General features: G+C 64.1%; 23 protein-coding genes and 1 pseudogene. 10 read left to right on the top strand and 14 right to left on the bottom strand.

What is annotated here, in order from left to right:
• Positions 1 to 96: 96 nt before the first annotated feature.
• The 3 genes from ACQCSZ_RS20305 to ACQCSZ_RS20295 all read right to left on the bottom strand — a co-directional run bounded on the left by ACQCSZ_RS20305 (position 97) and on the right by ACQCSZ_RS20295 (position 1858).
• A complete protein-coding gene (locus ACQCSZ_RS20305; RefSeq protein ID WP_427008401.1) occupies positions 97 to 498 on the bottom strand; it encodes a CBU_0592 family membrane protein in 402 nt (133 codons plus the stop codon).
• A 168-nt stretch (positions 499 to 666) separates the two neighbouring features.
• Positions 667 to 1425, bottom strand: coding sequence for an SDR family NAD(P)-dependent oxidoreductase (locus tag ACQCSZ_RS20300; protein WP_427005448.1), 759 nt, complete (start codon positions 1423 to 1425; stop codon positions 667 to 669).
• A 178-nt stretch (positions 1426 to 1603) separates the two neighbouring features.
• A complete protein-coding gene (locus ACQCSZ_RS20295; protein ID WP_427005447.1) occupies positions 1604 to 1858 on the bottom strand; it encodes a hypothetical protein in 255 nt (84 codons plus the stop codon).
• A 406-nt stretch (positions 1859 to 2264) separates the two neighbouring features.
• Between ACQCSZ_RS20295 and ACQCSZ_RS20290 the strand changes: the two genes are divergently transcribed.
• Entirely contained in the window at positions 2265 to 2663 is a 399-nt protein-coding gene (locus ACQCSZ_RS20290; RefSeq protein ID WP_427005446.1) for a hypothetical protein, read from the top strand.
• Here the strand turns inward: ACQCSZ_RS20290 and ACQCSZ_RS20285 are convergent.
• The 5 genes from ACQCSZ_RS20285 to ACQCSZ_RS20265 all read right to left on the bottom strand — a co-directional run bounded on the left by ACQCSZ_RS20285 (position 2660) and on the right by ACQCSZ_RS20265 (position 8252).
• Positions 2660 to 3460: an IclR family transcriptional regulator gene (locus ACQCSZ_RS20285; protein WP_427005445.1), complete on the bottom strand. Its 801-nt coding sequence runs from the start codon at positions 3458 to 3460 to the stop codon at positions 2660 to 2662. The two genes, ACQCSZ_RS20290 and ACQCSZ_RS20285, sit on opposite strands and share 4 nt — an antisense overlap.
• A gap of 189 nt (positions 3461 to 3649) precedes the next feature.
• The gene (locus ACQCSZ_RS20280; protein WP_427005444.1) at positions 3650 to 4774 is read right to left on the bottom strand and encodes a mandelate racemase/muconate lactonizing enzyme family protein; all 1125 of its coding nucleotides are present in this window, start codon (positions 4772 to 4774) and stop codon (positions 3650 to 3652) included.
• On the bottom strand, positions 4771 to 5943 hold the full coding sequence (locus tag ACQCSZ_RS20275) for an alcohol dehydrogenase family protein (RefSeq protein ID WP_427005443.1): 1173 nt from the start codon (positions 5941 to 5943) through the stop codon (positions 4771 to 4773). The genes ACQCSZ_RS20280 and ACQCSZ_RS20275 overlap by 4 nt, the downstream gene beginning before the upstream one ends.
• A 48-nt stretch (positions 5944 to 5991) precedes the next feature.
• Complete coding sequence (locus ACQCSZ_RS20270; protein WP_427005442.1) at positions 5992 to 6798, bottom strand: HpcH/HpaI aldolase family protein; 807 nt, start codon at positions 6796 to 6798, stop codon at positions 5992 to 5994.
• Positions 6799 to 6890: 92 nt separating this feature from the next.
• Positions 6891 to 8252 carry an MFS transporter gene (locus ACQCSZ_RS20265; RefSeq protein WP_427005441.1) on the bottom strand — a complete coding sequence of 454 codons (1362 nt, stop codon included), beginning with the start codon at positions 8250 to 8252 and terminating at the stop codon, positions 6891 to 6893.
• Between the two features lie 300 nt (positions 8253 to 8552).
• On the opposite strand from ACQCSZ_RS20265, the gene ACQCSZ_RS20260 reads away from it, so the two are divergent.
• The 7 genes from ACQCSZ_RS20260 to ACQCSZ_RS20230 all read left to right on the top strand — a co-directional run bounded on the left by ACQCSZ_RS20260 (position 8553) and on the right by ACQCSZ_RS20230 (position 15328).
• A complete protein-coding gene (locus tag ACQCSZ_RS20260) occupies positions 8553 to 9953 on the top strand; it encodes an LLM class flavin-dependent oxidoreductase (RefSeq protein ID WP_427005440.1) in 1401 nt (466 codons plus the stop codon).
• A 39-nt stretch (positions 9954 to 9992) separates the two neighbouring features.
• Positions 9993 to 11294 carry a flavin monoamine oxidase family protein gene (locus ACQCSZ_RS20255; protein WP_427005439.1) on the top strand — a complete coding sequence of 434 codons (1302 nt, stop codon included), beginning with the start codon at positions 9993 to 9995 and terminating at the stop codon, positions 11292 to 11294.
• Entirely contained in the window at positions 11291 to 11800 is a 510-nt protein-coding gene (locus ACQCSZ_RS20250; RefSeq protein ID WP_427005438.1) for a flavin reductase family protein, read from the top strand. The genes ACQCSZ_RS20255 and ACQCSZ_RS20250 overlap by 4 nt, the downstream gene beginning before the upstream one ends.
• Positions 11801 to 11829: 29 nt before the next feature.
• A complete protein-coding gene (locus ACQCSZ_RS20245) occupies positions 11830 to 12387 on the top strand; it encodes a flavin reductase family protein (RefSeq protein WP_427005437.1) in 558 nt (185 codons plus the stop codon).
• Positions 12384 to 12800: an ester cyclase gene (locus ACQCSZ_RS20240; protein WP_427005436.1), complete on the top strand. Its 417-nt coding sequence runs from the start codon at positions 12384 to 12386 to the stop codon at positions 12798 to 12800. Before ACQCSZ_RS20245 ends, ACQCSZ_RS20240 begins: the two co-directional genes overlap by 4 nt.
• A gap of 47 nt (positions 12801 to 12847) precedes the next feature.
• Positions 12848 to 14431, top strand: coding sequence for an aldehyde dehydrogenase (NADP(+)) (locus ACQCSZ_RS20235; protein WP_427005435.1), 1584 nt, complete (start codon positions 12848 to 12850; stop codon positions 14429 to 14431).
• A 114-nt stretch (positions 14432 to 14545) separates the two neighbouring features.
• On the top strand, positions 14546 to 15328 hold the full coding sequence (locus ACQCSZ_RS20230; protein WP_427005434.1) for a 2-keto-4-pentenoate hydratase: 783 nt from the start codon (positions 14546 to 14548) through the stop codon (positions 15326 to 15328).
• Between the two features lie 665 nt (positions 15329 to 15993).
• Here ACQCSZ_RS20230 and ACQCSZ_RS20225 read toward each other — a convergent pair.
• A pseudogene (locus tag ACQCSZ_RS20225) lies at positions 15994 to 16263 on the bottom strand (ISAzo13-like element transposase-related protein); the annotation flags it as partial.
• Here ACQCSZ_RS20225 and ACQCSZ_RS20220 point away from each other — a divergent pair.
• The gene (locus tag ACQCSZ_RS20220) at positions 16205 to 16543 is read left to right on the top strand and encodes a TatD family hydrolase (RefSeq protein ID WP_427008400.1); all 339 of its coding nucleotides are present in this window, start codon (positions 16205 to 16207) and stop codon (positions 16541 to 16543) included. The pseudogene ACQCSZ_RS20225 and the gene ACQCSZ_RS20220 overlap by 59 nt on opposite strands.
• A gap of 231 nt (positions 16544 to 16774) precedes the next feature.
• Here ACQCSZ_RS20220 and ACQCSZ_RS20215 read toward each other — a convergent pair whose 3' ends face one another.
• Positions 16775 to 17107: a hypothetical protein gene (locus ACQCSZ_RS20215; RefSeq protein WP_427004571.1), complete on the bottom strand. Its 333-nt coding sequence runs from the start codon at positions 17105 to 17107 to the stop codon at positions 16775 to 16777.
• Between the two features lie 81 nt (positions 17108 to 17188).
• On the opposite strand from ACQCSZ_RS20215, the gene ACQCSZ_RS20210 reads away from it, so the two are divergent.
• Positions 17189 to 18340 carry an IS630 family transposase gene (locus ACQCSZ_RS20210; protein WP_427005433.1) on the top strand — a complete coding sequence of 384 codons (1152 nt, stop codon included), beginning with the start codon at positions 17189 to 17191 and terminating at the stop codon, positions 18338 to 18340.
• A gap of 47 nt (positions 18341 to 18387) precedes the next feature.
• Here the strand turns inward: ACQCSZ_RS20210 and ACQCSZ_RS20205 are convergent, their stop codons facing one another.
• From ACQCSZ_RS20205 to pknB, 4 genes are all read right to left on the bottom strand, one after another.
• Positions 18388 to 19746 carry an IS4 family transposase gene (locus ACQCSZ_RS20205; RefSeq protein WP_427004280.1) on the bottom strand — a complete coding sequence of 453 codons (1359 nt, stop codon included), beginning with the start codon at positions 19744 to 19746 and terminating at the stop codon, positions 18388 to 18390.
• Between the two features lie 135 nt (positions 19747 to 19881).
• Positions 19882 to 20175, bottom strand: coding sequence for a type II toxin-antitoxin system RelE family toxin (locus tag ACQCSZ_RS20200; protein WP_427005432.1), 294 nt, complete (start codon positions 20173 to 20175; stop codon positions 19882 to 19884).
• Complete coding sequence (locus ACQCSZ_RS20195; protein ID WP_427005431.1) at positions 20172 to 20447, bottom strand: type II toxin-antitoxin system Phd/YefM family antitoxin; 276 nt, start codon at positions 20445 to 20447, stop codon at positions 20172 to 20174. The genes ACQCSZ_RS20200 and ACQCSZ_RS20195 overlap by 4 nt, the downstream gene beginning before the upstream one ends.
• A 450-nt stretch (positions 20448 to 20897) precedes the next feature.
• Positions 20898 to 22874 (bottom strand): Stk1 family PASTA domain-containing Ser/Thr kinase, encoded by a 1977-nt coding sequence (gene pknB / locus ACQCSZ_RS20190; protein WP_427005430.1) that lies wholly within the window; start codon positions 22872 to 22874, stop codon positions 20898 to 20900.
• Positions 22875 to 22879 lie beyond the last annotated feature (5 nt).

The raw sequence follows: 22879 nt of genomic DNA, 5'->3' as shown, positions 1-22879 counted from the left end.
CCCCCGGGGCCAAATCAACTTGCTATTCCCCTTCTACTGCCTGGCGAAAGACCGAAGGGCCAATTTGGCGGATCGTGCGGAAGGATTAGCGGAATATTATGCCGAGCCGGACACGTCCGGGCATGAGTGGGATGAACCTTGTCCGTCAACGTCGCCGTGAACAGAACCAGTGAGAACCTCGACCACGGCAAGTTGGGCGGTGGTGTCAGGCACGCCTGGGAATTGAACTTGCGGGGCATCAACAACCGGCGCCCGCGGCGGGCTCGCCGCGCGCATCCGGATAAGCGCGATGGCGGAGATGAGGAACCAGGCGATATTCGTGGCTACGGAGGGCCATGCTTCGTGGAAGGCACCGTTGACAATGAAGGCGCATGCGCCGAGGAGATTCGCGGTCTGGAAGCCCCTGCCGGCCTTCAACCAACCCATGGAGACCGCCAGGTACGCGCTTAGTATCGCTGCTGCGCCGGCCCAGCCGGCAATCTCCCAGAGCGGTTCCATGGGTGTCCTTTCAAAGGTGTTGAGCTGCTTCAAGTGAAATAGGCCGAGCACAAAGCCAATGACGCCGTTCAGGCCTTGTCGGGGACGCAGCCTCACTCCAGTTCTTCCGCATAAAAAACTTCCTCGACAGCCTTCGGAGGAGCGTTTGTCGAAGGACGAGCAGCGTCTTCAGAACGGCAGCGGCAGTTTTGCGGTCCGGCCGCCGTCGAGCGTTATGACCTCACCGGTCAGGAAGCCGGCCCTGTCGCTGGCCAAGTAGACCGCGAGGTTTCCGACGTCATCGGGTTCTCCCAGGCGTCCTAGCGGGTGCAGTTTGTGCAGGGCACTGCGGGCGGCTGCGGGGTCGGGCTGGGTCGCCAGATAGGTTTCGCTGAGGTCGGATGTGATCCATCCTGGAGCGATGGCATTGCAGCGGATGTTGTCAGTGCCAAGGTCAACTGCCAGGGCTTTGGTCATTCCATGGATGCCGGCCTTGGAGGCGCAGTAGGCGGCGTGGCCTGGGTTCGCGGCTAAGCCCTCGATGGAGCCGATGTTGATGATACTTCCGCCGCCGCGTTCGCGCATATGCGGCAATGCCGCCTGCGTCAGGAACAAAGGTGTTCGCAGGTTGAGCACAATCATTTGGTCCCACTCCTCCGGCCGAATCTCGAGAACACTGCGCTCGAACATAGTGCCGGCGTTGTTGACCAAGATATCGATAGCGCCAAAGTGATCGATAGTTTGCTGAACAGCGTTCGGGACGGCCGAGGGAACCCTCAGGTCCAACTGGAGGCCGAGCACCGCTGGGTTCCCCGCCAGTTCAGGTTCCAGTGGCCTGCGTTGCACTACGGCGACCTGGGCTCCTTCCCGCAGGAAGCATTCCACGATGCCGCGGCCTATGCCCTGTCCCCCGCCGGTAACTAGGGCGGTCTTTCCTTCGAGTTCCACTAGCACTTCCTTTGGGTTTCCAGGCGGGCGGGTGCTTACTTTCTTGGGCTTAGTCTGTTTCCGGGCTGGTGCAATAGAAACAGCTATTGGTGTCACATTCATCAGCTGCGGCCGCGTCCGACGCCGCAATGGTCGGGACTTCGGTGTGAAGCATTGCTGTCATCGCCTCAGTCTCTGCTTATTCGCCGTACATCAGGCTGGTGAGGAAGGAACCCAGCTGCCGGCCTGTGGTGGCTTCATGCTGCATTGAAGCTGCCGGCCGCGCCTGTTCCAGGTAGAGGCCCTCCCAGGGCGAGCAGTTCAGCTCTCCCATTTCGGCGGCGGCCCGCGTTTCCGTTTCCCTGGCCGCGGGCGGGGCGGTGGTCCGCGTTGCTGAGTGGTTGCGGTGGCCGAATGCAGTGAAGATGGCCCGGTGGCCGATAGAGATAGACACGATTTTTCTTCCTTTCTGTTCAGGCCTCTGAAACGACGGTGTACCAGGGCCAGACAATGGAGCTACTAGTTTGAACGTCACGTTCGATATTTGAACGTACGAACATTGTGGCATGGCTCACGCTCGAGCGCAACGATCTTCCGTTGCCGACTTTGTCCGGCTTGCCATCACGACTTCTGGGCAGTCGGCCAGGCGGGTCATGACCCTCCCGCGGCCACCGTCCCGGTTGATCCAGAAGACGCTTCGGTCCAAGGCCAGCATGTCGATCCGACCGGAGGTGGCCGTGTCCTTGCCGTGGAGCACTTGAACCTCGTCATCCCGCGACAACTTGGACCAATCGGGAACCGGGCCGGCGGGTCCGGCAGGCAGCTGAGGGGCTTCGGTACTGGTGCGTCGGTACATCTTCATGATCCATTCGACGGGGCTGGAGGCGCTGATGGGCCTTGCAAAAAGAGGTGAGTCGACCCAGAATATAAGTGTTCACCATATGAACGCCACGTTCAATCTGTTACGGACGTGGATGTCCCTGGGATCGATGGAGATGATCATGGCGTACTGGCGTCAGAAGCCGAAGCAAAAGCGTCGGAGGGCGGCAGCCGAGATCCTCAAGGATCGCGACGCGCGCAGAACCGCCGCCCTTGCAGCCTGCGTGACGGAGCTGAACCGCCGCCAGGGACCTGGCCGTGTCACTCACACGTTGGTGGCGGAGCGGGTAGGAGTTCCCGTGCAATACGTCCACTGGAAGTACCCTTCCATTGAGACTCTCCTTGCCATGGCGGATACCACACGCCATGGCGACGATTAGGCCAGTACTTTCGCGATCTCCACGGCCGCCTGGCGCAACAGGTTTATTGCGCCCGGCAGCTTATCCGACTTGAGCCGCTGGGTCGGCCCTTGGACGGCCAGGATGCCAATGAGTCCGCCGGTCCCGTCGCGAACCGGGTAGGCGGCCGCGAAAAGGCCCTCCTCAAGTTCGTCATCGATGACAGCGTAGCCCTGCTTGCGAACCTCCCTGATTTCCTGCAGGAGAGTCTTTAGGTCCGTGATGGTGTGGGCCGTGTAGGACTCCAGCTTCTCCGGTAGCGTCGCGGTAATTTCGTCGTCGCTGAGTTCGGCAAGAAGCAGCTTGCCGGTGGCACTGGCGTGTGCAGGGTAGAGCATGCCGACATAAAGGTGCGACGCGTTCAGGTAGCGGGAGCCCGAGGCTTCGGCGATCACATCGTAGGTCGTTTTGTTTCGGACCATCGCGAAGCTGATTGTCTCGTTGAGTTTCGCCGCGTATTCGTCCATGATCGGCTGTATCCGGGCCACGGCGCCAGCGTAGGGGTCGGCAAGCCTGCCCAGCCGGGCCATCTGCCATCCGAGCAGATAGCGGTTGTCCACCCTGTCCACAAAGCCCGTCTGTTCCAGACTCAGCAACAGGCGGAACGCCGTTGGACGGCTCATCCCCACTGCCTGGGCCAGTTCGGTGACGGTGATGCCCTTGCGGTGGCGCCCGAGTTCGCTCAGGAGGACGGTGGCCTTGACGACCGACTTGTTGGTGAGGTCGACTGCATCGTCGGAAGCCTGCACTTCATCTTCGGCTGCCGCCTGCATGTCCATGCCTGTTTCCGCTGCCATATCAGCCCCCGGTCCGTTCGGTTCACGTCTCAAGGCATGGTGGCCTTGACTGGTGTCTCCACCATCGTATGCCTCGTCGCGCTTCGGACATGGTGTTCAACCGGACCGGGCCGCATGCAAGGGGCAGAGCTGCCGGCCTCCAAAAAACCATGTGTTGTGCCCGGGCTGCCCTCACTGACCCCAGACGGCTACCGCGTCGCCGAGAACGGCCTCGTTGACTTCAATGCCGAGCCCCGGCGCTTCCGGGGGAAGGATTCCCCCGTCGCCACGGATTGCGTTAAATCTTGCCGTCTCGAGGGTCACCATGTCTTCGACATTCAGGATGCAGCGGAGCAGCCGCACCGGCACGGTTGCCGCGAGATGGGTGATGGCGGCAAATGCTATTGCTGATCCCACCGTGTCCTGCACGCTGAACGTGAGTCCGGCGGCCCGGGCGATGTCGCGTTGGCGCCGGCCTGGCGTCAATCCGCCCGCCTTGGAGATCTTCAGTCCGAACCCGTCAGCCACGTCGTGGGCCACCGCCCAGGAAAGGTCTGCGTCCTGTTGGGCGAGTTCGTCGACCACGATGGGGTACGGGCAGCGTTGCCGGAGGGACATGGTTTCGCGCCACGTGGCGCAAGGGGCTTCGAGGACGAAGTCCAGGCCGGGCGGCAGCATGCGGAGCATCCGCAAAACTGTTTCGGGAACCATCCCGCCATTGGCGTCGGCCAGGAAGTATTCGCCCGGTCGCTTGTCGGCCAGGGAAGCGGCGATCCGTTCGGCGTCGAGGGCCGGGCCGCCTTCGCTGTCCAGGGCCCCGATCTTTATCGAATGGCCGCGGTAGCCACGGGCCCGGTGCTCAGCGACGCGCTGGCGCATGTCCGCGGGGTCGCCCGCATAAATCGAAGAGATCATGGGCATCGGTATCCCTGTCGAGCCACCGAGCAGCTCACAAACGGGCAGCCCCACGGACTTGCCGAAAATGTCCCAGCAGGCCACGTCCAGGGGTGTCTTGGCATGGTTGTGGCCAACGAGCGCGGCGTCCATGACCTCGTTAATACGGTCGACCTGCCGTGGGTCCCGGCCGAGCAGCGCCGGGGCGAGTTCCGCGATGCCGGCTCTGGCGCCCAAAGCGTGTGAGGCGACGTAAGTGGAACCGAAAGGCGTGCTTTCGCCCCACCCCTGCGTGCCGTCGTCGCACGTAATGCGGACAATCGACGCGTCGAACGAGTCGTACGTGCGGCCCCCGGACAGCAGGTAAGTGCCTCCGGAGTACGGTAGGTCCACCTGGAAGAGTTCGATCCGTTCAATTTTCACTGCGGGGCCTTCGTTTCGGTGCTGGTGCTGGACGTGGTCGGCGGGAGAAGGACGAGTTTGCCGGTGTGCTTCTTGGCGAGGAAGTCCTCCTGGGCGCGGGCGATATCTGCCAAGGGATAGGTCTTGGAAACAACAGGACGGATTTCGTTGCGCTGGATATAGCTGATGAGGTTCTCGAACACTGCGTCGTCCTGGAACGTGCAGCCAATGAGCTGCAGGTCCTTGAGGTATACCGTGCGCAGATCGACTTCGGCGAGTGGACCGTCAATGGCTCCCGCAATGGCATAGCGGCCGCCTGGCCGCAGCAGTTCCAGGAGGCGGGGCACCTGGGTGCCCCCCACGATGTCAAGGACCACGTCCATCGAGTTGCGTCCCAGCGCGGCGAAAAGGTCCGCGCCCCGGTCGATGACCTGGTCTGCTCCCTCGGCAAGGACCTGGGCGCCTTTCTCGGGCGAGCAGACAGCCACCACGGTGGCGCCCCGCCTTTTCGCCAATTGGACGGCCGCCAAGCCGACTCCGCCGGATGCGCCGGTCACCAGGATCCGCTCGGAACCTACGTTTGCACGGTGCAGCATGTTTTCGGCGGTGGAATAGGCGCACGGTATTGCAGCCAGTTCCTCGTCGCTCCAGTCAGAGACCACGGCATGTGTTTCCCGTGCCGGGGCAACCGCGAACTGCGCGAACCCGCCGTCGCATTCGCTTCCGAAGGTCCAGCATTCATGGGGCCGGTATCCGACGTACGTGCGCAGCATGTTTCGCACCAGGACCCGATCGCCTATGCGCTCTTCCGGAACGCCTTTCCCTACGGCGACGATGTGCCCGCAGGCATCCGCACCCTGGATACGGGGAAAGGACAGGGGTTCACCGGACCACGTGGCATCGGAATTGGTAATGTCATCGAACCCCGCTGCACCCCCCACGTTTGTGCCAGCGCCCACAGCCTTCGAATACCAGCCGATGCGGGTGTTGATGTCCGTGTTGTTTATGGCGGCGGCAGCTACTTGAATCAGGACTTCCCCTGCCCCCGGGCGGGGAACGGCCACGTCCGTGCGGTATTCGAGCTTGTCCAGTCCGCCGTGGCCCGTGAGCAGTACTGCTGCCATGGTTTCGGGCAGCTCTTCCCGGCTCCGCAAAGTGCGTGGTGCGTGTACTTCTTCGGTGGTGCTCATTGAACTCCTTTGCTCATGTGGGCCGGCAACTCCGGTGTTTCTTTCAAGTCAGCTGGGGATCTTTTCTGCGGTCGGCTGCCGGGATGCTGCGACGGTGGCGCGGGCGGCGACGGCCAGCAGGCCCGTGTCCGAGGCGGTGGGCATAAACCGGAATCCGAGGGAGATCATTTTTTCGGATAATTCGGGTTCCCCTGTATAGATGCCAGGGGTGACGCCGGCTGACGAGCAACGGCGCGCGATATCGGCAAGGATGCCGCCGGGTCCTTCAGCGGTGAGCTCCTCCAGGGGCATCCCCAGGCTGAGGGAGAGGTCGTAGGGGCCGACGAAGATCGCGTCCGGTCCGGTGGCAAGGATGGCGTCGAGGTTTGCCAGCCCTTCCGCTGTTTCGATCATCAGGATGCAGAGGACGTCGTCCTGGCGGTTGCCGGGAGCCGGCTTTTCGTACCGCGGGCTGCGGCGGGTGGGTCCGTAGCTGCGTTTTCCGCGGGGCGGAAAGCGGGTTGCCGCTACCAGGGCGACTGCCGCGTCTGCGTTTTCCACGGTGGGGAAGATGATCCCGCCGGCGCCGGCATCGAGGATCCGGCCGAGGGTGCCGGCTTCGTGGCCGGGAACGCGGACGATCGAGGGCACGCCGAACAGGTGGGCTGCTTCGATCAGAGGTTGCAGGTCTGGGGTTTCGGGTCCTCCGTGCTGGCCGTCTATGCAGATCCAGTCGAATCCTTCAGCTGCCAGGATGTCCACCACGGCCGGATCACGAAGGCTGACCCATGCACCGGAATGGGTGCCACCATCGTCGATGTTCAGGCGCGGGGTGGTTAGTCCGCTGGAGTGAGCGCTTTCACCGTGGATCTTCATGGTCGCCTTTCAGCGTGTCGATGATGTTTGGCTGGTATGCGTTGACGCCTGGCCGGGGCCGGCCAGGCGTCAATCGTTTATAAAGAGTGGGCTTACTGCACCAATGCCTTGCCCAGCGGCGCGGAGGTGTCGCTCAGGCTAAGGCCCTTTGTCTCCGGAGCCATGTACTGGGAAATAACTGCACCGAGCACGCAGATGGCTGCGGCGATCAGCATCGTCGTCCCCACGCCGAGGCCGGCTACGGACAGGGGGAGGATGAAGGTTCCGGCGGCCGCGCCGATCCGTGAGAAGGCGGTGGCGAATCCGACTCCCGCGCCCCGGATTTCCGTGGGGAACACCTCGCCGGGGTAGACGCCGGTCAGGGCGGTGGAGATGGCGTTGAAGAACGAGAACGCCATGAAGCTGATCAGGATGATCATGGGCGAAACATGCGAGAACAGGCCGATGACCACGAGGGCGACGGCGGCGATCCACATGGGAGGGATGGAGAGCTTGCGACGTCCCACCTTCTCGATCAGGAACATGGAGGCCAGGGAGCCGGCAACCACGACACCGTTGAGCAGCAGCGCACCGGCCAGACCGTCCTCAACGCCCAGGCTTTCCAGAACAATGGGTGCGAAGGTGGCGATGGCGAAGTAGGGGGTGACGTTGCAGACCCAGTACATGCAGACAAAGATCGTGGCCCTGCGGTACTGCGGGGAGAAGAGCTTGCGGAAGCTTGGCTTTTCCGACTTCTCAAATGCCAGGTCCTTGACGTCTGCTTCCTCCATGAACTGGTGGGCGATGGCGAATGCCTCCTCACGCCGCCCCTTGCTGATGAGCCAGCGCGGGGATTCGGGGGAACCGAGCCGCAGCAGGAAGACGATGAGGGACGGCACGGTGCTCATGCCCAGGATGATGCGCCAGTCGGCGTGGATCGACGTGGACAGGTAGTAGCCCACCGCGTAGGAGAGCAGGTAGCCGACGTACCAGGCGACCTCCTGGAATGCCATGAGCTTGCCCCGAAGGCGGGCCGGGGAAAATTCGACCAGCAGGGGCCAGCCGATGGCGTAGTCGGCACCGATCGCCATGCCCATGAGCAGGCGAATGACGAACAGCTGCCACGCGTCAGCAACAAAGAACTGCGCGGCCGAACCGACCAGGAAGATGGCCAGGTCCACGATGAACATCGGCTTGCGCCCGACCTTGTCGGCCAGGTACCCCCCAATGGGCCCACCGAAGAAGATGCCGATCAGTGCGGAGGCGCCAATGAGTCCCTGCATGGTCGAGGAGAGGCTGAGGTCCGTGGTCAGCGCCGGCATGACGAGGCCGATGCCGCCCAGGATAAAGCCGTCGATGAACATGCCGCCGGCGATAACGCCGCTGAGCCTGACGAGGAACCGCTTCTTTTGCCGATCCAGGGGAGCCGCTGACTTCACGGGCGGCCTCGGGGTGGGTGTGACAGATGTATTCACGACTGACTTCCTTGTAGATCGTGCTGTTTCCGGGGAGGGGGAAATTCGATGCCGGCGTTGTTGTGCCGGGAGTCTGGGGGCGGCAACCGCCCGCTTCCGTTCATCTTTCGAACGGCGTGATCAAAAATATGGCATGCGCCACATCCGGTGTCAATAGTTACGACCCAATCCATTTGCGCGGGAACCGGCCCTTGACAGTGAGCTGACTAACATTCTAAATTGAACGCAGCGTTCGATTTATGAACGTATAGCCATCTGTTACGGCAATGTCCGGCACGAGTCCAAGGAAGCACCGCTGCCATGAAAAATGAACCTCTTAGCCTTTTCGCCTTCGACGTCTTCGCTCCTTCCCACCTGACATCCGGGTCATGGCGCACCGAAGGCGACCAGGGGCACCGTTACACCGATCTCCACTACTGGACCGGTATCGCGCAGATGCTGGAAAAAGCTGGTTTCGACGGCATTTTCTTTGCAGACAACGTCGGCTACCACGACGTCTTCCGTGGCAACGGGGACGCTGCCCTTCGCGATGCCGCGCAATTCCCGATCAATGACCCCACGGTGCTGATCAGCGGCATGGCCGCGGTGACCAAGCACCTCACCTTCGGAGTGACGTGCTCAGCTACCTATGAGCCGCCCTATATGCTGGCCCGCAAGTTCAGCAGCCTGGACCACCTCACCTCCGGCCGCGTGGGCTGGAACATCGTGACCTCGTACTCAGAGGCCGCCGCCAGGAACCTCGGTATGGAACAGCAGCTCACCCCCGCCGAGCGCTACGACATGGCCGACGAGTACATGGACGTCGTGTACAAGCTATGGGAAGGATCCTTCGAAGAGGACGCTGTGGTCCGGGATGCTGCATCGGCCACGTACATCAATCCCGAAAAAGTGCACCAGATCAAACATTCCGGCCAGCACTTCACGGTGCCGGGCTTCCACCTCTGCGAGCCTTCCCCGCAGCGGACTCCGGTGCTGTTCCAGGCCGGCTCGTCCTCCAGGGGCATGGAATTCGGCGGTAAGCATGCCGAAGCTGTTTTCATTCAGAGCACCTCCGTGGAAGGCGCCAAGCGCACGGTTTCCAAGCTCCGCCAGGCAGTGGCCGACGCGGGCCGCGACCCCCGGGACGTGAAGATCGTTATCCTGCTCACGGTTGTGGTGGCACCCACCGATGAAGAAGCCCAGGCCAAGTACCGGCAGGCTGTGGACAACGCCCCGATCGATGGAATCCTGGCGCGTTTCAGCGGCTGGACGGGCATCGACATGTCCGAGTACGACCTCGATACCCCCTTGCGGTCCGTGGGAACGAAGGCGGGCCAGTCAATGGTGGACATGTTCTCCAAAGCCGACCCGGACCGGGACTGGACCCCGCGCCAGATCGCAGAGTTCCTCGCCGTCGGCGGCACCGGTTCCACGATCATCGGCTCTCCGGAGACGGTCGCGGCGGAACTGCGCCGCTGGCGGGACGAAGCCGACGTCGACGGCCTCAACCTCAGCTACACCACCAAGCCCGGCGGCTGGGAAGACTTTATCGAGCTTGCACTGCCGGAACTCCGTGCCCAGGGGCTGATATCCCCCGCCCGAGCTGAGGACCAGGAGCCCGTCACCCTGCGCGAAAAGCTCTTCCCCGGCCACAAGTACACCCTGGACGGCCACCCCGCCACGGCACACCGTGCCAGGCACCTCAGCGAAGCCGCCCTCTGAGCGCCGCCGCCCCACCCCATATCAACGAAAGAAACTTCAATGACTGAACAGACCGACGTAGTCGTCATCGGTGCCGGTCTTGCCGGCCTCATCACCGCCCGGGAGCTGAGCCACCGCGGCCACAAGGTGGTTGTCCTGGAAGCGCGCGACCGTCTTGGCGGCCGCTTGTGGACCGACCGCCGCCTGGGCCAGAACCTGGAGATCGGCGGGAACTGGCTGCACTGGACCCAGCCTCATGTCTGGGCCGAGGTCACCCGCTACGGCCTCGAGGTCTCCCGCGGCCCGCGATCGGAGGAAACCTTCTGGCTTGCCGGCAACGAAGTGCGCCGAGGCACCCTGGACGACTTCATGTCCCTCATTGACCCGGGCATGACCCGGCTGCTCGAGGACACCATGAAGTGGCTCCCCCGACCGGATGAACCCCTGACGGTGGAGAACCTGGCCGAGGTCGATCAGTACAATCTGCAGGAGATCCTGGACAAGCTGGACCTTTCCGAGGACGAGCGGAACGCGAACGAAGCCGCCTGGGTGGGCCACTTCAACGCGCCCCTTGACCAGTGCGCCTATGTCAACGCCCTGCGCTGGACCGCCGCATCATCTGGCCATTGGCACCTGATGCACGAGGCCTCAGCCATCTTCCGCCTGAAGAACGGCAACGACACGCTGACCAAGGCGATCGCCGAGGACGCCAACGCAGACATCCGCCTGGATGCCCCTGTGACGGCAGTGCGCCACACCAGCGGCGGAGCAACCGTCACCTACGGCGACGGCCAGGAAATCCACGGCACAAAGGTCGTCATCACGCTGCCGCAGAACATTTTGCACAAGCTCAACGTCCAGCCCGCCCTGTCCGAGGGCAAGCTCGCCGCCAGCCGGGAAAAAACCGCGTCCCAGGGCGTCAAGGCATGGATCCGCGTCAAGGGACCCATCAAGCCGTTCTTCGCCTACTCGGCACAGGACAAGCCGCTGTCCGTGATCCGCACCGAATTCGTCAGCGATACCGACGCCGTGCTGGTCGGCTTCGGTGCCGACTCGAACCGCATCGACGTCACCGACATCGAACAGGTTCAGGAAGCCGTCAAGGTATGGCGCGACGACCTGGAAGTCCTTGAGGTTGCCGGCCACCAATGGATGTCCGACCCGTACGCTGAGGAGACCTGGCAGATCCAGCGTCCAGGCCAGCTGACCAAATATCACCGGGAACAACAGGCCAGCGAAGGCGCCCTGCATTTCGCCAGCGGCGACATCGCCAACATCTGGGCCGGCTTCTTCGACGGCGCCATCGAAAGCGGCCTTCGCGCCGGCCGCAACGTCCATGCAGAACTGACGGCCCGGCCATGAGCGCTCCCGCAATCGCAGCCCGGCCCGTCAGCTCCGAAACGTACCGCGCCGTCATGCGGCACCTGCCCACCGGCGTGGCAGCCGTTTGCTCAACGGATCCTGTCACCGGCGTCCAGAACGGCATGATCGTGGGAACGTTCGCCTCGCTGTCCATGGAACCCGCGCTGGTGACCTTCAGCGTGATGCACTCCTCCACCAGCTGGCCCAAAATCGCCGGGGCTGGACAGTTCAGCATCAGTTTGCTCGCCGAGGACCAGCAGCAGGTCTGCCACGCACTATCCGCCAAGGGCGAGGACAAACTTCGCACAGTGGACTGGTCCGAATCTCCTTGGGGCAGCCCGCACCTTCACGGGTCACTTGCCTGGTTCGACTGCCGGATTGAACATCAGTTCACAGCCGGGGACCACGTCGTCGTCATCGCCAGCGTGCTGGACATGACACCCGGTGAGGGAACCCCCCTCATCTTCCACGGCGGCCGCTTCGGAAGCTTCCGCGAAGCCGTCTGATCGACATCACCTGATCAAGGAACACTGACATGGATATCACTCCAACCGCCGTTCCGGCGGACATCACACCTGCCTACTACCGCCAGATCCTGGGCAAGCTGCCGACCGGCGTCACGGCCATCACCGGCATCAACGACGATGAGGAGAAACTCGGCCTTGTCGTTGGCACGTTCCAGTCCCTCTCGCTCGAGCCGCCGCTGGTCATGTTCTGCGTCGACAAGTCCTCCTCCAGCTGGCCGAAGCTTCGGAAACTGCAGAAATTCACCGCCAACATCCTTTCCGATGACCAAATCGGCATCTGCAGGTCACTGTCCCGGAAGGGACCGCTGAAGTTCGAAGGCCTGCCGTGCACGGCCGGTCCCCTGGGCACCCCGCACCTGCACGGCGCTACCGCCTACATCGACTGCCTCGTCACCGCAGAAGTTGTGGTGGGCGACCACTACATGGTGGTTGGAGCTGTCACCAATATGGAAGACGGCACCGGCGATGCCCTGCTGTTCCGGGCCGGCAAGTTCGGCCAATACCAGCCCGTCGAGATCCCCGCGCCGGCAGAAACGGTTCCAGTAGCAGCGGAGAGCGCATCATGAGCCGCCAGCAAATAATTCTCGAGGCGTGGAACCGGGCCTGGGGCGAGGGCGACCTGGCCGCGTTCGAACAGTTGCTCGCACCTGACTACGTCCGGCGTTCCAAATCCGGCACCGAGGACTACGCCAGCCTGCGCAAGACCATCGAGGCCACCCATGCAGCCTTCCCGGACACCACCACCGAGATCCTGCACATCATCGAAGACGGAACCACCGCCGCGATCCACTGGCAGACCCAGGGCACGCACGAGGGCGAGTTCATGGACGTGCCCGCCACCGGCCGCAGCATAACCGTCTCCGGCGCATCGTTCCTCCGCTTCGAAAACGACCAACTCGCCGAGGAATGGGTCGTTTGGGATCCCCGGGAACTTCTCTCAGCCCTCGGCATCTGGCACCTGGGACCAGGCAACGCCTAAGCCGATCCGCCCCTACCTACTTTCTACCGCCCAGGAGGGCGCCACAAATGACACTTCACGGACACTCCCTCATCGCAGGGGAGACTACCCCCGGCACCAACGGCACAGCCAACGGGATTAACCCGGCCACCAACGACACACTGGAGCCGGCTTACACCCTGATCAGTGAGCAGCAGCTCAAGGCAGCAACTGACGCAGCCACCGACGCCCTCGAATCCTTCAGCGCCCTCGAACCGGAGCACCATGCAAGGTTCCTGGAGGCTATCGCGGAAAACATTGAAGCCATCGGTGATGAGCTCGTTGAGCGCGCATCCACCGAGACGGGACTTGGTCTTGACCGTCTCCGCGGCGAACGGGCCCGGACCACCGGACAGCTGCGGCTCTTCGCCGACGTCGTCCGCGACGGTGACTTCCGCGGTGTCCGCATCGACTCCGCGCTGCCTGACCGCGCCCCCCTGCCGCGTGCCGACATCCGGCAGCGCCAGATCCCGCTCGGACCGGTAGCCGTCTTCGGTGCCAGCAACTTTCCGTTCGCATTCTCGGTCGCCGGCGGCGACACCGCCTCCGCCTTCGCGGCCGGATGCCCGGTAATCGTCAAGGCACACAACGCCCATCCCGGCGCGGCCGAGCTCGTGGGCCAGGCCATCGTCAAGGCCGTCCGCGACCTCGACCTGCACCCGGGCGTCTTTTCCCTCATCTACGGCTCCGGAGCAAGCATCGGCCAGGCACTTGTTGCCGATCCCGCCATCAAGGCCGTGGGCTTCACCGGCTCACGCGCGGGCGGCACCGCCCTCATGCGCACTGCAGCCGCCAGGCCGGAGCCGATTCCTGTCTACGCGGAAATGTCCTCGATCAACCCGGTGTACGTTTTCCCAGGTGCACTGGAGAGCGGCGACGTCGACACGCTGGCCAAGCAGTACGTCACCTCAGTCACCGGCAGCTCCGGACAGCTGTGCACCTCGCCGGGGCTGGCCTTCGTCCCCGCCGGTGAAGCCGGCGACCGGTTCGCCACCGCTGTCACCAGGGAAGTGACGGCACTTTCCGGACAGACCATGCTCAGCGGAGGTATCGCTTCCGCCTGGCAGCACGGCCACGATGCCCTCGAAACAGCTGCCGACGTCGAACTGATCGGCCGCGGCCAGAAGGGCTCCGGCGAGAACGCGCCGGCACCAGCGGTATTTGGTGCTGAACTGGACGTTTTTACCAGCAACCCGGTCCTGCATGAGGAGATTTTCGGCGCCGCCAGCCTGGTAGTCCGTTACAAGGGCATCGAGGACCTGGTTGCCGCCACCAACAAGCTGGACGGCCAGCTGACCGCCTCACTGCACATCACCGAGCAGGACTACACGGCGGCCGCGGCGCTTATCCCGGCACTGGAACGCAAAGTGGGCAGGATCATCGTCAACGGCTGGCCCACCGGCGTGGAAGTCGGCCACGCCATGGTCCACGGCGGCCCCTTCCCGGCCACGTCCGACTCAAAGACCACGTCCGTGGGGACACTGGCCATCAACCGGTTCGTTCGCCCCGTTGCTTACCAGAACTTCCCCGAGCAACTGCGCCCGGCCCCGCTGCAGGACGCAAACCCCTGGAACGTCAACCGCCTGATCGACGGCAAACCGGAACAGAACTAGCCACAGCCGTTCCTTACCTCCAAATCTTCCGGCCCCGGGCACGCCTCTCGCACGAGTCGTCCGGGGCCGGAAACCCACTTCCCGGCCCTGGCCGGAACACAGAATCGAGCAACCGTGCCCACCATCACGCTGGAAGATATCGCGGGAACACTCCGCACCGCCCGGTTGAAGGGCGAACCGATCGCGGCCCCCACCGAAACCTGGCCCTCCCTTAACGCCGACATGGCGTTCGAAGTCCAGAAGATCAACGTGGGCCACGCAGTCGCCGACGGCGACCGCTTGGTCGGCTACAAGCTGGGAAACATCGCCAAAGTCATGCAGGACGCCTTCGGCCTGGACCAGCCCGACTACGGGCATCTCCTGGCCAGCAGCTTCGCCTTCGAAGGAACAACCCTTAACCTGGGCAACTTCATCGAGCCCTTCGTGGAGCTGGAGCCGGCCTTCATCCTCGGAAAGCGCCTCGGCGGCAAGAACACCACCATCGCCGATGTCATCAACGCTATCGACTACGCCGTGCCCTCCATCGAAATCATCGACTCCCGGGTCAAGAACTGGGCCATCGGACTTGCGGACACCTTGGCCGACAACGGCTCCACCGGTGCCATTATCCTTGGGGGCACACCCCGCCGGGTCACGGACCTCAACCTGCGGGACACCCGCGGCGTCCTGAAGTTCAACGACCGGGAAGTCATTTCAGGCACCACCGGAAATATCCTCGGAAACCCTCTCGCTGCCGTCGCCTGGCTGGTCAACCGCCTGGCCGATTACGGCGTCGAATTCGAAGCCGGACAGGTCATCCTCTCAGGCAGCTGCCTGCAGGCAGTGCCGATGAAGGAAACCGGCCGCTGGTCGGGGACATTCGAGGGCTGGGGCACCATCGAGTTCGACGTCGCCTGACCGTGCGCCGGAGAGTGAGGTTGCAGACGTATCACGGGAGACAGGCGGGCTCTTCAGTCCTCGGATCCAGGACTGCTACGAACGCTGGAATGAGCTTCTCGACGTCGCTGCCACCTTGGACCTCAGGATTGAGATCAGAAACCCATATGCTCAGCGGACCAAAGGCGGGATGCTCAGCCAGTGTGGACCGGGACCTCCTAAAAAGCCCAGCCATCCGTATCGACAAGCTGCGGACGATTCCAGCGATACAACTATCAACACTGCGGTCGTTGTGTGCCCTGCCAGATAAGACGGCCGGCGTTCATTGCCTGGGGCGTCGCTGACGATACTTCCTACGTCTACACCGACCTGGGTAGGGCGGATGAGGACCACGCGGCGTTCGACGACGTTCGATCCGTTGCCATGGCACTCGCGTCCGTGAAGCAGGACGGTATGGACCGATGGCTCGGAGCTTCCCTCAGCTCTCCGAGAATATCTGCCCCCAATCGCTGAGGGACATGATTCGGCGAGGATTGGCCGAACTGAGCGCCCTGCATGGGGAATATGGAGTGTCATGATCGATTTCCGCTGTCATCTCGATCTAGATCCCAACTCGGATCAAATGGCAGATGAAATTCAGCGTCGCAATCTTGGGTGTCCTATCCGTCACTAGTGCCTGTGATGATTTAACTCAGTGCGTTTCGGGTGTCATGTTGTCGCGGGTTCAGGGTGTAGTTCCATTCGCCGTGGAATTCGTGCCGCACCAGGACGCCGTTGTTTTCGAGGGCTTTCATCTGCCGGTCGGGGATTTTGACGCCTATGGGGTAGGTGTTTGTGTCGAGTTCGGCCTGGACCGTCAGGCCGGGCCGGGTGGTGGTCGCGGAGATCGTTTCAACGATGACTTCGTGGCTGGTCAGGGGCCTGCCGCGCCAGTTCATGGAGATATGGGAGAAGACTGAACTTCGCCGGGCGGTGGCACGGGGCTGCTGGTTCAGTGTCGGTCCAGCTATGCTTGCCGGCGCGAAGGGACGAAGCTTGGTGTTGGACGTTCCCCGCAACCGCATAGTCCTGGAAAGCGACGGCCCCTTTGCGCAGGTGAGCAAGCGGGCGCTGCACCCTTGGGACGTCGGCCTTGCATCACAGCGTCTCGCAGAAATCTGGGACGTAGAGCATCAGGGTGCCATTGCAATTGTCAGGAGTAACGAGAAATCACTTCTGAACGAGCGAGGCCTCTAGGCCGGCGACCATCCTTGGGAGGCGGCCCGGGAAGCGGCGCCAGGGAACGTGCCGATGAATTTCTGCGACTGGTGCCGTTGAAGCAAGTCAATACAGCGGTCAGTACTCAGATGACGATGACTGACAATTCGCCGGCCTGAGGACGCGGAATACACCGCGGACCACGGGGTGTCGTATTGAAGCGTTCCGGCATGCTCGGCTAGTGGTCATTTTCGTTAGTTCGTCGGGGGTCTAGGTCCAGGCGGTGGGGTCGGCGAGGTAGAGGCCGCAGGCGGTGTCGAGGGCGTCTTCGGCAGTGCCGCCGGCCAGCCCGGTGGGCAGGTAGTTGTCCTCGTAGTCGTCGTGGCTGGCGCGGTAGATCGCGAAGCCCCACTGGTTGGCGTAGCCGGCATAGCGCAGCCGGCACAGCTGCTGTACTTCCCCGCCGGGAAGGACGGCGTCGACGTAGGCGAAACCGGCCCGGAAGCGGGTGTTGATCCTTTCGATCTGCGGCCAGCGTTCCCTGGCGCGGGCGGTCAGGCGCTGGTGCAGGGAGGTCTTCGTCGATTCGGGAATCCTGGCCATGGCCTTCATTCTGCCCTACCTGCCGCGGCGGGGTGGCCGTGCGGCGTGGCACCGCGGCGGGGCGCGGCCGGCGGAGGATAAATGGATCCCATGGTGATCTCTTCCCCGTTCACGATCAACCTGTCCACTGCCGCCGAGGCCGTGCTGGCCGCACGCGCCGGTTCCGCACGGGCCCCGTACCGTGATGTCCTGCGGGCGCGGATCGTGCTCGCCGCCGCGCGGGGAGAACCCAACGCGGTCATCGCCACGGGCCTGCGGATCCATGTCGATACCGTGCGCAAGTGGCGTAAACGCTACGCCGCCGGCGGGCTGGACGGGCTCAAGGACCTGGCCCGGACCGGGCGGCCGCACACGTTCACCCCGGTGCAGGTCGCCGGGATCAAGGCCCTGGCCTGCACCCCGCCGGCGGAGAAGGACGTGCCGCTGGGACGCTGGTCCGGTGCGGAACTGGCGCACGAGGCTGTCGCCGAGGGGCTGGTCGCATCGATCAGCCAGGCCACTGTCGCCCGCTGGCTGGCCAAGGACGCGATCAAACCGTGGCAGCACCGGTCCTGGATCTTCCCCCGCGACCCGGCCTTCGAGACCAAGGCGGCGCGGGTGCTGGATCTCTACGCCCGCATCCGGGACGGCGAACCGCTCGGGCCGGACGAGTACGTGATCAGCGCCGACGAGAAATCCCAGCTGCAGGCCCTGCGCCGGCGCCATCCAGGCCTGGCCCCGGGCCCGGGGCGGACCCGCAGGATCGAGTTCGAATACCGCCGCGGCGGCACCCTGGCCTACTTTGCCGCCTACGACGTCCACCGCGCGGAAGTGATCGGCACGATCGCCGAAAAGACCGGGATCGCACCCTTCGCCGAACTGGTGGAGAAGGTCATGACCACCGAGCCCTACGCCTCGGCCAAGCGGGTGTTCTGGGTGGTCGATAACGGATCCTCGCATAACGGGGCCCGCTCCATCGAGCGGATGGACGCCGCGTGGCCTACCGCCACGCTGGTCCACCTGCCCGTGCATGCCTCATGGTTGAACCAGGTCGAGATCTACTTCTCCATCCTGCAGCGCAAGGCCATCACCGGAGGCGATTTCAAAGACCTCGACCAGCTCGCCAAGCGCGTGCTCGCCTTCCAGAACCGCTACAACGCGACCGCGGAACCGTTCGATTGGAAATACACCCGCGCCGACCTCAACGACTACTTGCACCGCCTGAACAAACACGACCACGAACTGGCCGCCTGACCCCCGACGAACTAACGGAAATGCCCACTAGCGACAATGCCGTTCGGTTAGGGGCCGGGATCCGGTGTCAAGATCCTGGTGTCGAGTGTCGCGGGATAGGTCCGACGGTCGACATCCCGTTCCTTGGCGCGGTACTTGGAGATCGCGCGTTTGACCACCCGGGGCCGGGAGCGGATGCGGCGGGCGGGCAACGGTTCGGCCAGCATGGCCGCCCCGATGCGACCGACCAGGTCCACCACGGTTCCGCTGAGGATCCCGCGGGCCTGGACCACCTGGTCGCGGGCGGACCTCAGTCCGATGGTGAAGGACAGGCGGTCCGGATCGATCTCGGGATGCCGCAGCGTCACATCGGTCATCGCGGTGCGCAACACCTGGTAGCAGGACAGCAGCGCCCAGGTCTCCTGGATGACCGCGGCAGGGTGCCGGCCGCGCAGCACCCGGCCGTTCAGGATGCGTGATTTCAATTCGCAGTAGGCCGTTTCGATCTCCCAACGCTCATGGTAGAGCCTGACCAGTCCCAGGGCGGGAGCCTGGATCGGGTCGAGCAACGTGGTGACCAGCCGGTATTCGGCGGTGAGCGTTTTGGCCTCGGTGGTGACCGTGAGTTCGGCGTCGATGACCCGTACGCGTTGGCCGGCGGCATGGGAGAGGTAGGAACCGTCGGCCAGCTGCTGAAGGACCGGCAGTTTCATGGCGCTGAGACCGGTCCTGGCGCGGAAAAGGAAGTCCGCGCCCGTTTCGGCCACTTCACGGAAGAAGCCGTAGGTGGCGAAGTTCCGGTCCCCGAGCAGCACCATGCCCGGTTGCAGGCAGGAGATGAGCTGCCGGGCGTAGGTCAGCTCGCCCACGGCGTCGGTGCCGAAGGCCGCGTCGATCACCGAACGGGTCCCGGCCGTGAGGATCGCAACCAGCCGGATCATCGGGTACCCGGCCTCCCCGTTGACGCCGCCGCGCGGCTTGGGGTACCTGGCCCGGTTGGCCTCGGTATCGGCCACGGCCATCTGCGTGCCGTCGATGGCCACGACCAGCCGGCCAGCGAACCGGGTCACCTGCCGGGACCCGCACACCGCAGGGCCCTTGAGAAGGGTGAACAGCTCACGCAGCGGGGCCGTTCCCACCCGGCGCATGGCCTGGCTCAAGGATGAGGCCGAAGGTGTCTTCACCGGTGCCGGCGGCCCCGTGACCAGGCGTGAAAAGACCTGCTTCCAGCCCTGGTCGGCGAACAGGACCCCGGCGAGCAGCAGGTAGATCACCACCCGTGAGGGCAGCCTGCGCACCCGGCGTTCCCGGCCTCCGGCGGCCTCGAGCGCGGCATCAACCATGTCGAAGGGAACGACACGGGTCAGCTCGCCCAGATGCCCGGGTGCGAATACCCCCGGAGCGTGATTGATGGCAGAATCGGGCATAGTGGCTCCCGTGGGGGTGGATCAGTCTTGGTGGACCGAACTACTCAAGCAGGAGCCACACCCATATCCCCACGGACACGCCGATTCGACGGGACTTGACCCTGGACCCGAACGCCTAACCGAACGGCATTGCCACTAGCGAGGCTTGTAGGCGTCCGCGCGGTGCTCGATGCGGTGGACGTATAGGGTGTGCTCTTCGATATCGAGGGTGAACAACACGCGGTAGTCACCACGGCGTGCGGTGCGCAGGCCGAGGAGTTCATTGGTGAGAGGTTTGCTGAGCCGGCGAGGGTTATCGGCCAGGGTGCCGGTGACGAATTCGACGATTGCGGCGGCGGCCTTTTCCGGCAGCCGGCGAAATCCCTTCAGCGCAGGGCTGGTGACTTCGACCTTCCATGGCCCCTGCTCGTTTGAGGGTTCATCGGTCACTTCGGCGGCAGCCCAAACTCACGGCGCAGGTCATCGCCGCTGGCCGTGTTTCCTTCGGCGACGTCGCGCCTGGCCTGTTCCAAATCTGTCCTGATGTCCGGCTGCGAGAGCCAGTGGATGGTTTCCTGCAGTGACTCGAGGTCGTCGGCGGACATCAACACAGCTGACGGGTGCCCGTGGCGGGTGATCTGGATGATCTCATGCGTCTTGTCCGCCTCTTCCACGAGCGCGGAAAGCTTGTCCTTGGCTTCGCTGAGCGGCACGGTTTTCATGCTCCCGATTGTAGCCTGAAGTCTGGCCAGTTAGTAGCCTGACTTTTAGCCGATAAACGCGATTATGCAAAAGGTTGGCGTAGTCACCACTATCGGTGATTCAAGGTGTCATCCCCGCCGTCGTTAAGGCCGCCGGGACCGTGTGGCGCGTGGGCTTCAAGCCCGAACTGTGGGCCTGGTCGCGACGAGCAGGGGCCGTCGAAGGCCGCTTTCCCGGCCGGTGGGATGATGCGGCGGGAAACGTCCGCACCGTCCATGCCGCACCGGCCCCTATCACCGGAAGCTACTGCCACATTTCGGCATCCACGACGGCCTGGAACCAGGCGCAGTTGTCGTCATTGGGGGCAGCAGCTGGGTCGCATGACCCGGGCCGGCCCGGCGCGCCAATCCACAGCGGCCGGCGGCGCGGATGCGCTGCGCCTCCCGGGCGGGTCTGACCGCCTGCCCTCCCTACGGGAGCAGCAGCTCGAGGCCCTCGGTTTTGTTTTGCTTGGGCGTGGGAGTCGGCGTGGGGCTCGGTGCCGGCGCAGGAGGCGCCGCCGGAGCCTTGGCCACCGTGACCGTGATGCTCTTTCCCTGTTCGATCTGGGCATCCGCGGCGTCACTCTGGGCGGTCACTTTCCCCGGTTCGACCTGGGAGTTTTCGACTTCCTTGACGGTCATGGTCAGCCCGAGGTCCTTCAGGGCCGTTTCCGCTGCGGCCACCTGCAGCCCGATCAGCTGCGGCATGGCCACCTTGCCGTTCGAGACCACGAGCTCCACGGTGCTGCCGACGGCCACGTTCTCGCCCGGCGCGGGTTTGGTGGTGATGACGGCGCCGGCCGGAACCGTGGGGCTGTTCGCCATGGTGGTGAAGGGCGCACCCGTCAGTCCCTTCTGGCGCAGGACATCACGCGCGGCCGCCTCGGTGCGGCCGGGAAGATCCGCGGGAATGGTGATGGCGCTGGGGCCGTCCGAGATATTGAGGATGATGTCCGCGTTGGGCTCGAGCCAACTGCCCGTCGCCGGGGCGGTGCCGATGGCAATGCCCTTGGCGATGGTCTCGTGCCTAAGCCTGTTCAGCTGGGGTTTGAGGCCGGCGTTGTAGAGCTTCTGCAGGGCCTCGGACTCGGTCATCGTTGTCACCGACGGGACCAGGATCTTCGCCACGGGCGGAGGCTGCTGGTTCACCATGTTGTACAGCCACAGGCCGCCACCGGTCAGGACGAGCATTGTGAGGACCACCAGTGTGGCAATCCAGGTCCGGCGGCGCGACTTCTGACCCGAAGTGTGTTCGCCGGCAGCGGGCAGGACCAGGGGAAGGCTGCCCGTGTCCGCTGCCGGATAGACCGCGGTCCCCTGTTCCGGAAGGACAGCGTCATCGCCCGACGCGTCCCCGGCGGGACGGAACCGGCCGCCGGGGACATCATCCAGGAACTGGGCGCCGGTCAGCGAAAAAGCGGCGGTCGGCGGAGTACGGTCCGGACCCTGGACGGTGTCGGTGGGACTGGTGGGAGCCTCGCTGGAACCAAGCGGGGCGACCCCGACGCCGGCGCGCGCCGCCCGGAGGGCGCGCTGGAAGGCCGCCGCATCCTGAAAGCGGTCCGCCCGGTTTTTCTGCAGGGCCTTCACCAGGACGCTGTCCAGGGCTTCGGAGATTTCAGGGTTCAGGCTGCTGGCCAGCTCGGGGATCTCCCGCACATGCTGGTAGGCCACCGAAACGGGGCTGTCCCCGACGAACGGCGGCCGGCCGGTCAGCATCTCGTACAGCAGGCAGCCGGCAGAATACAGGTCGCTGCGGGCGTCCACGGTCTCTCCCCGCGCCTGCTCCGGAGACAGGTACTGCGCCGTGCCCACCACGGCCTGGGTCTGCGTCATGGTCGCGGCCGAGTCAGCCATGGCGCGGGCGATGCCGAAGTCCATGACCTTGACGCTGTTTGAGTCAGGGCAGAACATCACATTGGCCGGCTTGATGTCGCGGTGCACGATTTTGGCCTTGTGGCTGTAATCGAGGGCCGAGAGCACCCCCAGGCTGAAGTCGATCGCATTGTCGATGCTGACCTCCTTCGCCCGGATCAGGTCACGGATCGTCCTGCCGGAAACGAATTCCATCACGATGTAGGGCACCCGGACGCTGCCGTCGTGGTCACCCGGGACCGCGTGGTCCCCGGTGTCGTAGACGGCCACGATCGAGGGATGGTTCAGTGCCGCCACGGCCTGGGCCTCGCGCTTGAACCGGGCCTGGAACTGCGGATCCCGGGCCAGGTCCGGGCGCAGCAGCTTCACGGCCACGGTGCGCCCCAGCCGGGTGTCCACCCCGCGGAACACGTCCGCCATGCCGCCGCGGCCGATCAGTTCACCCAGCTCATAGCGCCCGCTGAGGACGCGCTGGGTGTTTTCGGGGCGGCGGTCCTCCCTGTGCGACGGCGTGCGGGGTGAAGTAGACATGACGG

It is taken from the genome of Pseudarthrobacter sp. H2, from assembly GCF_050157045.1.
In the GTDB taxonomy this organism is placed as follows: Bacteria; Actinomycetota; Actinomycetes; order Actinomycetales; family Micrococcaceae; genus Arthrobacter.
The sequence above is the reverse complement of the archived record's forward strand: the minus strand, read 5'-3'. Positions and strand labels throughout refer to the sequence as shown.

Coding starts and splice junctions, on each gene's coding strand:
- ACQCSZ_RS20305 (WP_427008401.1), bottom strand. CDS start 498: ATGGAACCGCTCTGGGAGATTGCCGGCTGGGCCGGCGCAGCAGCGATA.
- ACQCSZ_RS20290 (WP_427005446.1), top strand. CDS start 2,265: ATGATCCATTCGACGGGGCTGGAGGCGCTGATGGGCCTTGCAAAAAGA.
- ACQCSZ_RS20285 (WP_427005445.1), bottom strand. CDS start 3,460: ATGGACATGCAGGCGGCAGCCGAAGATGAAGTGCAGGCTTCCGACGAT.
- ACQCSZ_RS20275 (WP_427005443.1), bottom strand. CDS start 5,943: ATGAGCACCACCGAAGAAGTACACGCACCACGCACTTTGCGGAGCCGG.
- ACQCSZ_RS20270 (WP_427005442.1), bottom strand. CDS start 6,798: ATGAAGATCCACGGTGAAAGCGCTCACTCCAGCGGACTAACCACCCCG.
- ACQCSZ_RS20260 (WP_427005440.1), top strand. CDS start 8,553: ATGAAAAATGAACCTCTTAGCCTTTTCGCCTTCGACGTCTTCGCTCCT.
- ACQCSZ_RS20255 (WP_427005439.1), top strand. CDS start 9,993: ATGACTGAACAGACCGACGTAGTCGTCATCGGTGCCGGTCTTGCCGGC.
- ACQCSZ_RS20250 (WP_427005438.1), top strand. CDS start 11,291: ATGAGCGCTCCCGCAATCGCAGCCCGGCCCGTCAGCTCCGAAACGTAC.
- ACQCSZ_RS20245 (WP_427005437.1), top strand. CDS start 11,830: ATGGATATCACTCCAACCGCCGTTCCGGCGGACATCACACCTGCCTAC.
- ACQCSZ_RS20240 (WP_427005436.1), top strand. CDS start 12,384: ATGAGCCGCCAGCAAATAATTCTCGAGGCGTGGAACCGGGCCTGGGGC.
- ACQCSZ_RS20235 (WP_427005435.1), top strand. CDS start 12,848: ATGACACTTCACGGACACTCCCTCATCGCAGGGGAGACTACCCCCGGC.
- ACQCSZ_RS20220 (WP_427008400.1), top strand. CDS start 16,205: ATGACTTCGTGGCTGGTCAGGGGCCTGCCGCGCCAGTTCATGGAGATA.
- ACQCSZ_RS20215 (WP_427004571.1), bottom strand. CDS start 17,107: ATGGCCAGGATTCCCGAATCGACGAAGACCTCCCTGCACCAGCGCCTG.
- ACQCSZ_RS20210 (WP_427005433.1), top strand. CDS start 17,189: ATGGATCCCATGGTGATCTCTTCCCCGTTCACGATCAACCTGTCCACT.
- ACQCSZ_RS20205 (WP_427004280.1), bottom strand. CDS start 19,746: ATGCCCGATTCTGCCATCAATCACGCTCCGGGGGTATTCGCACCCGGG.
- ACQCSZ_RS20195 (WP_427005431.1), bottom strand. CDS start 20,447: ATGAAAACCGTGCCGCTCAGCGAAGCCAAGGACAAGCTTTCCGCGCTC.
- pknB (WP_427005430.1), bottom strand. CDS start 22,874: ATGTCTACTTCACCCCGCACGCCGTCGCACAGGGAGGACCGCCGCCCC.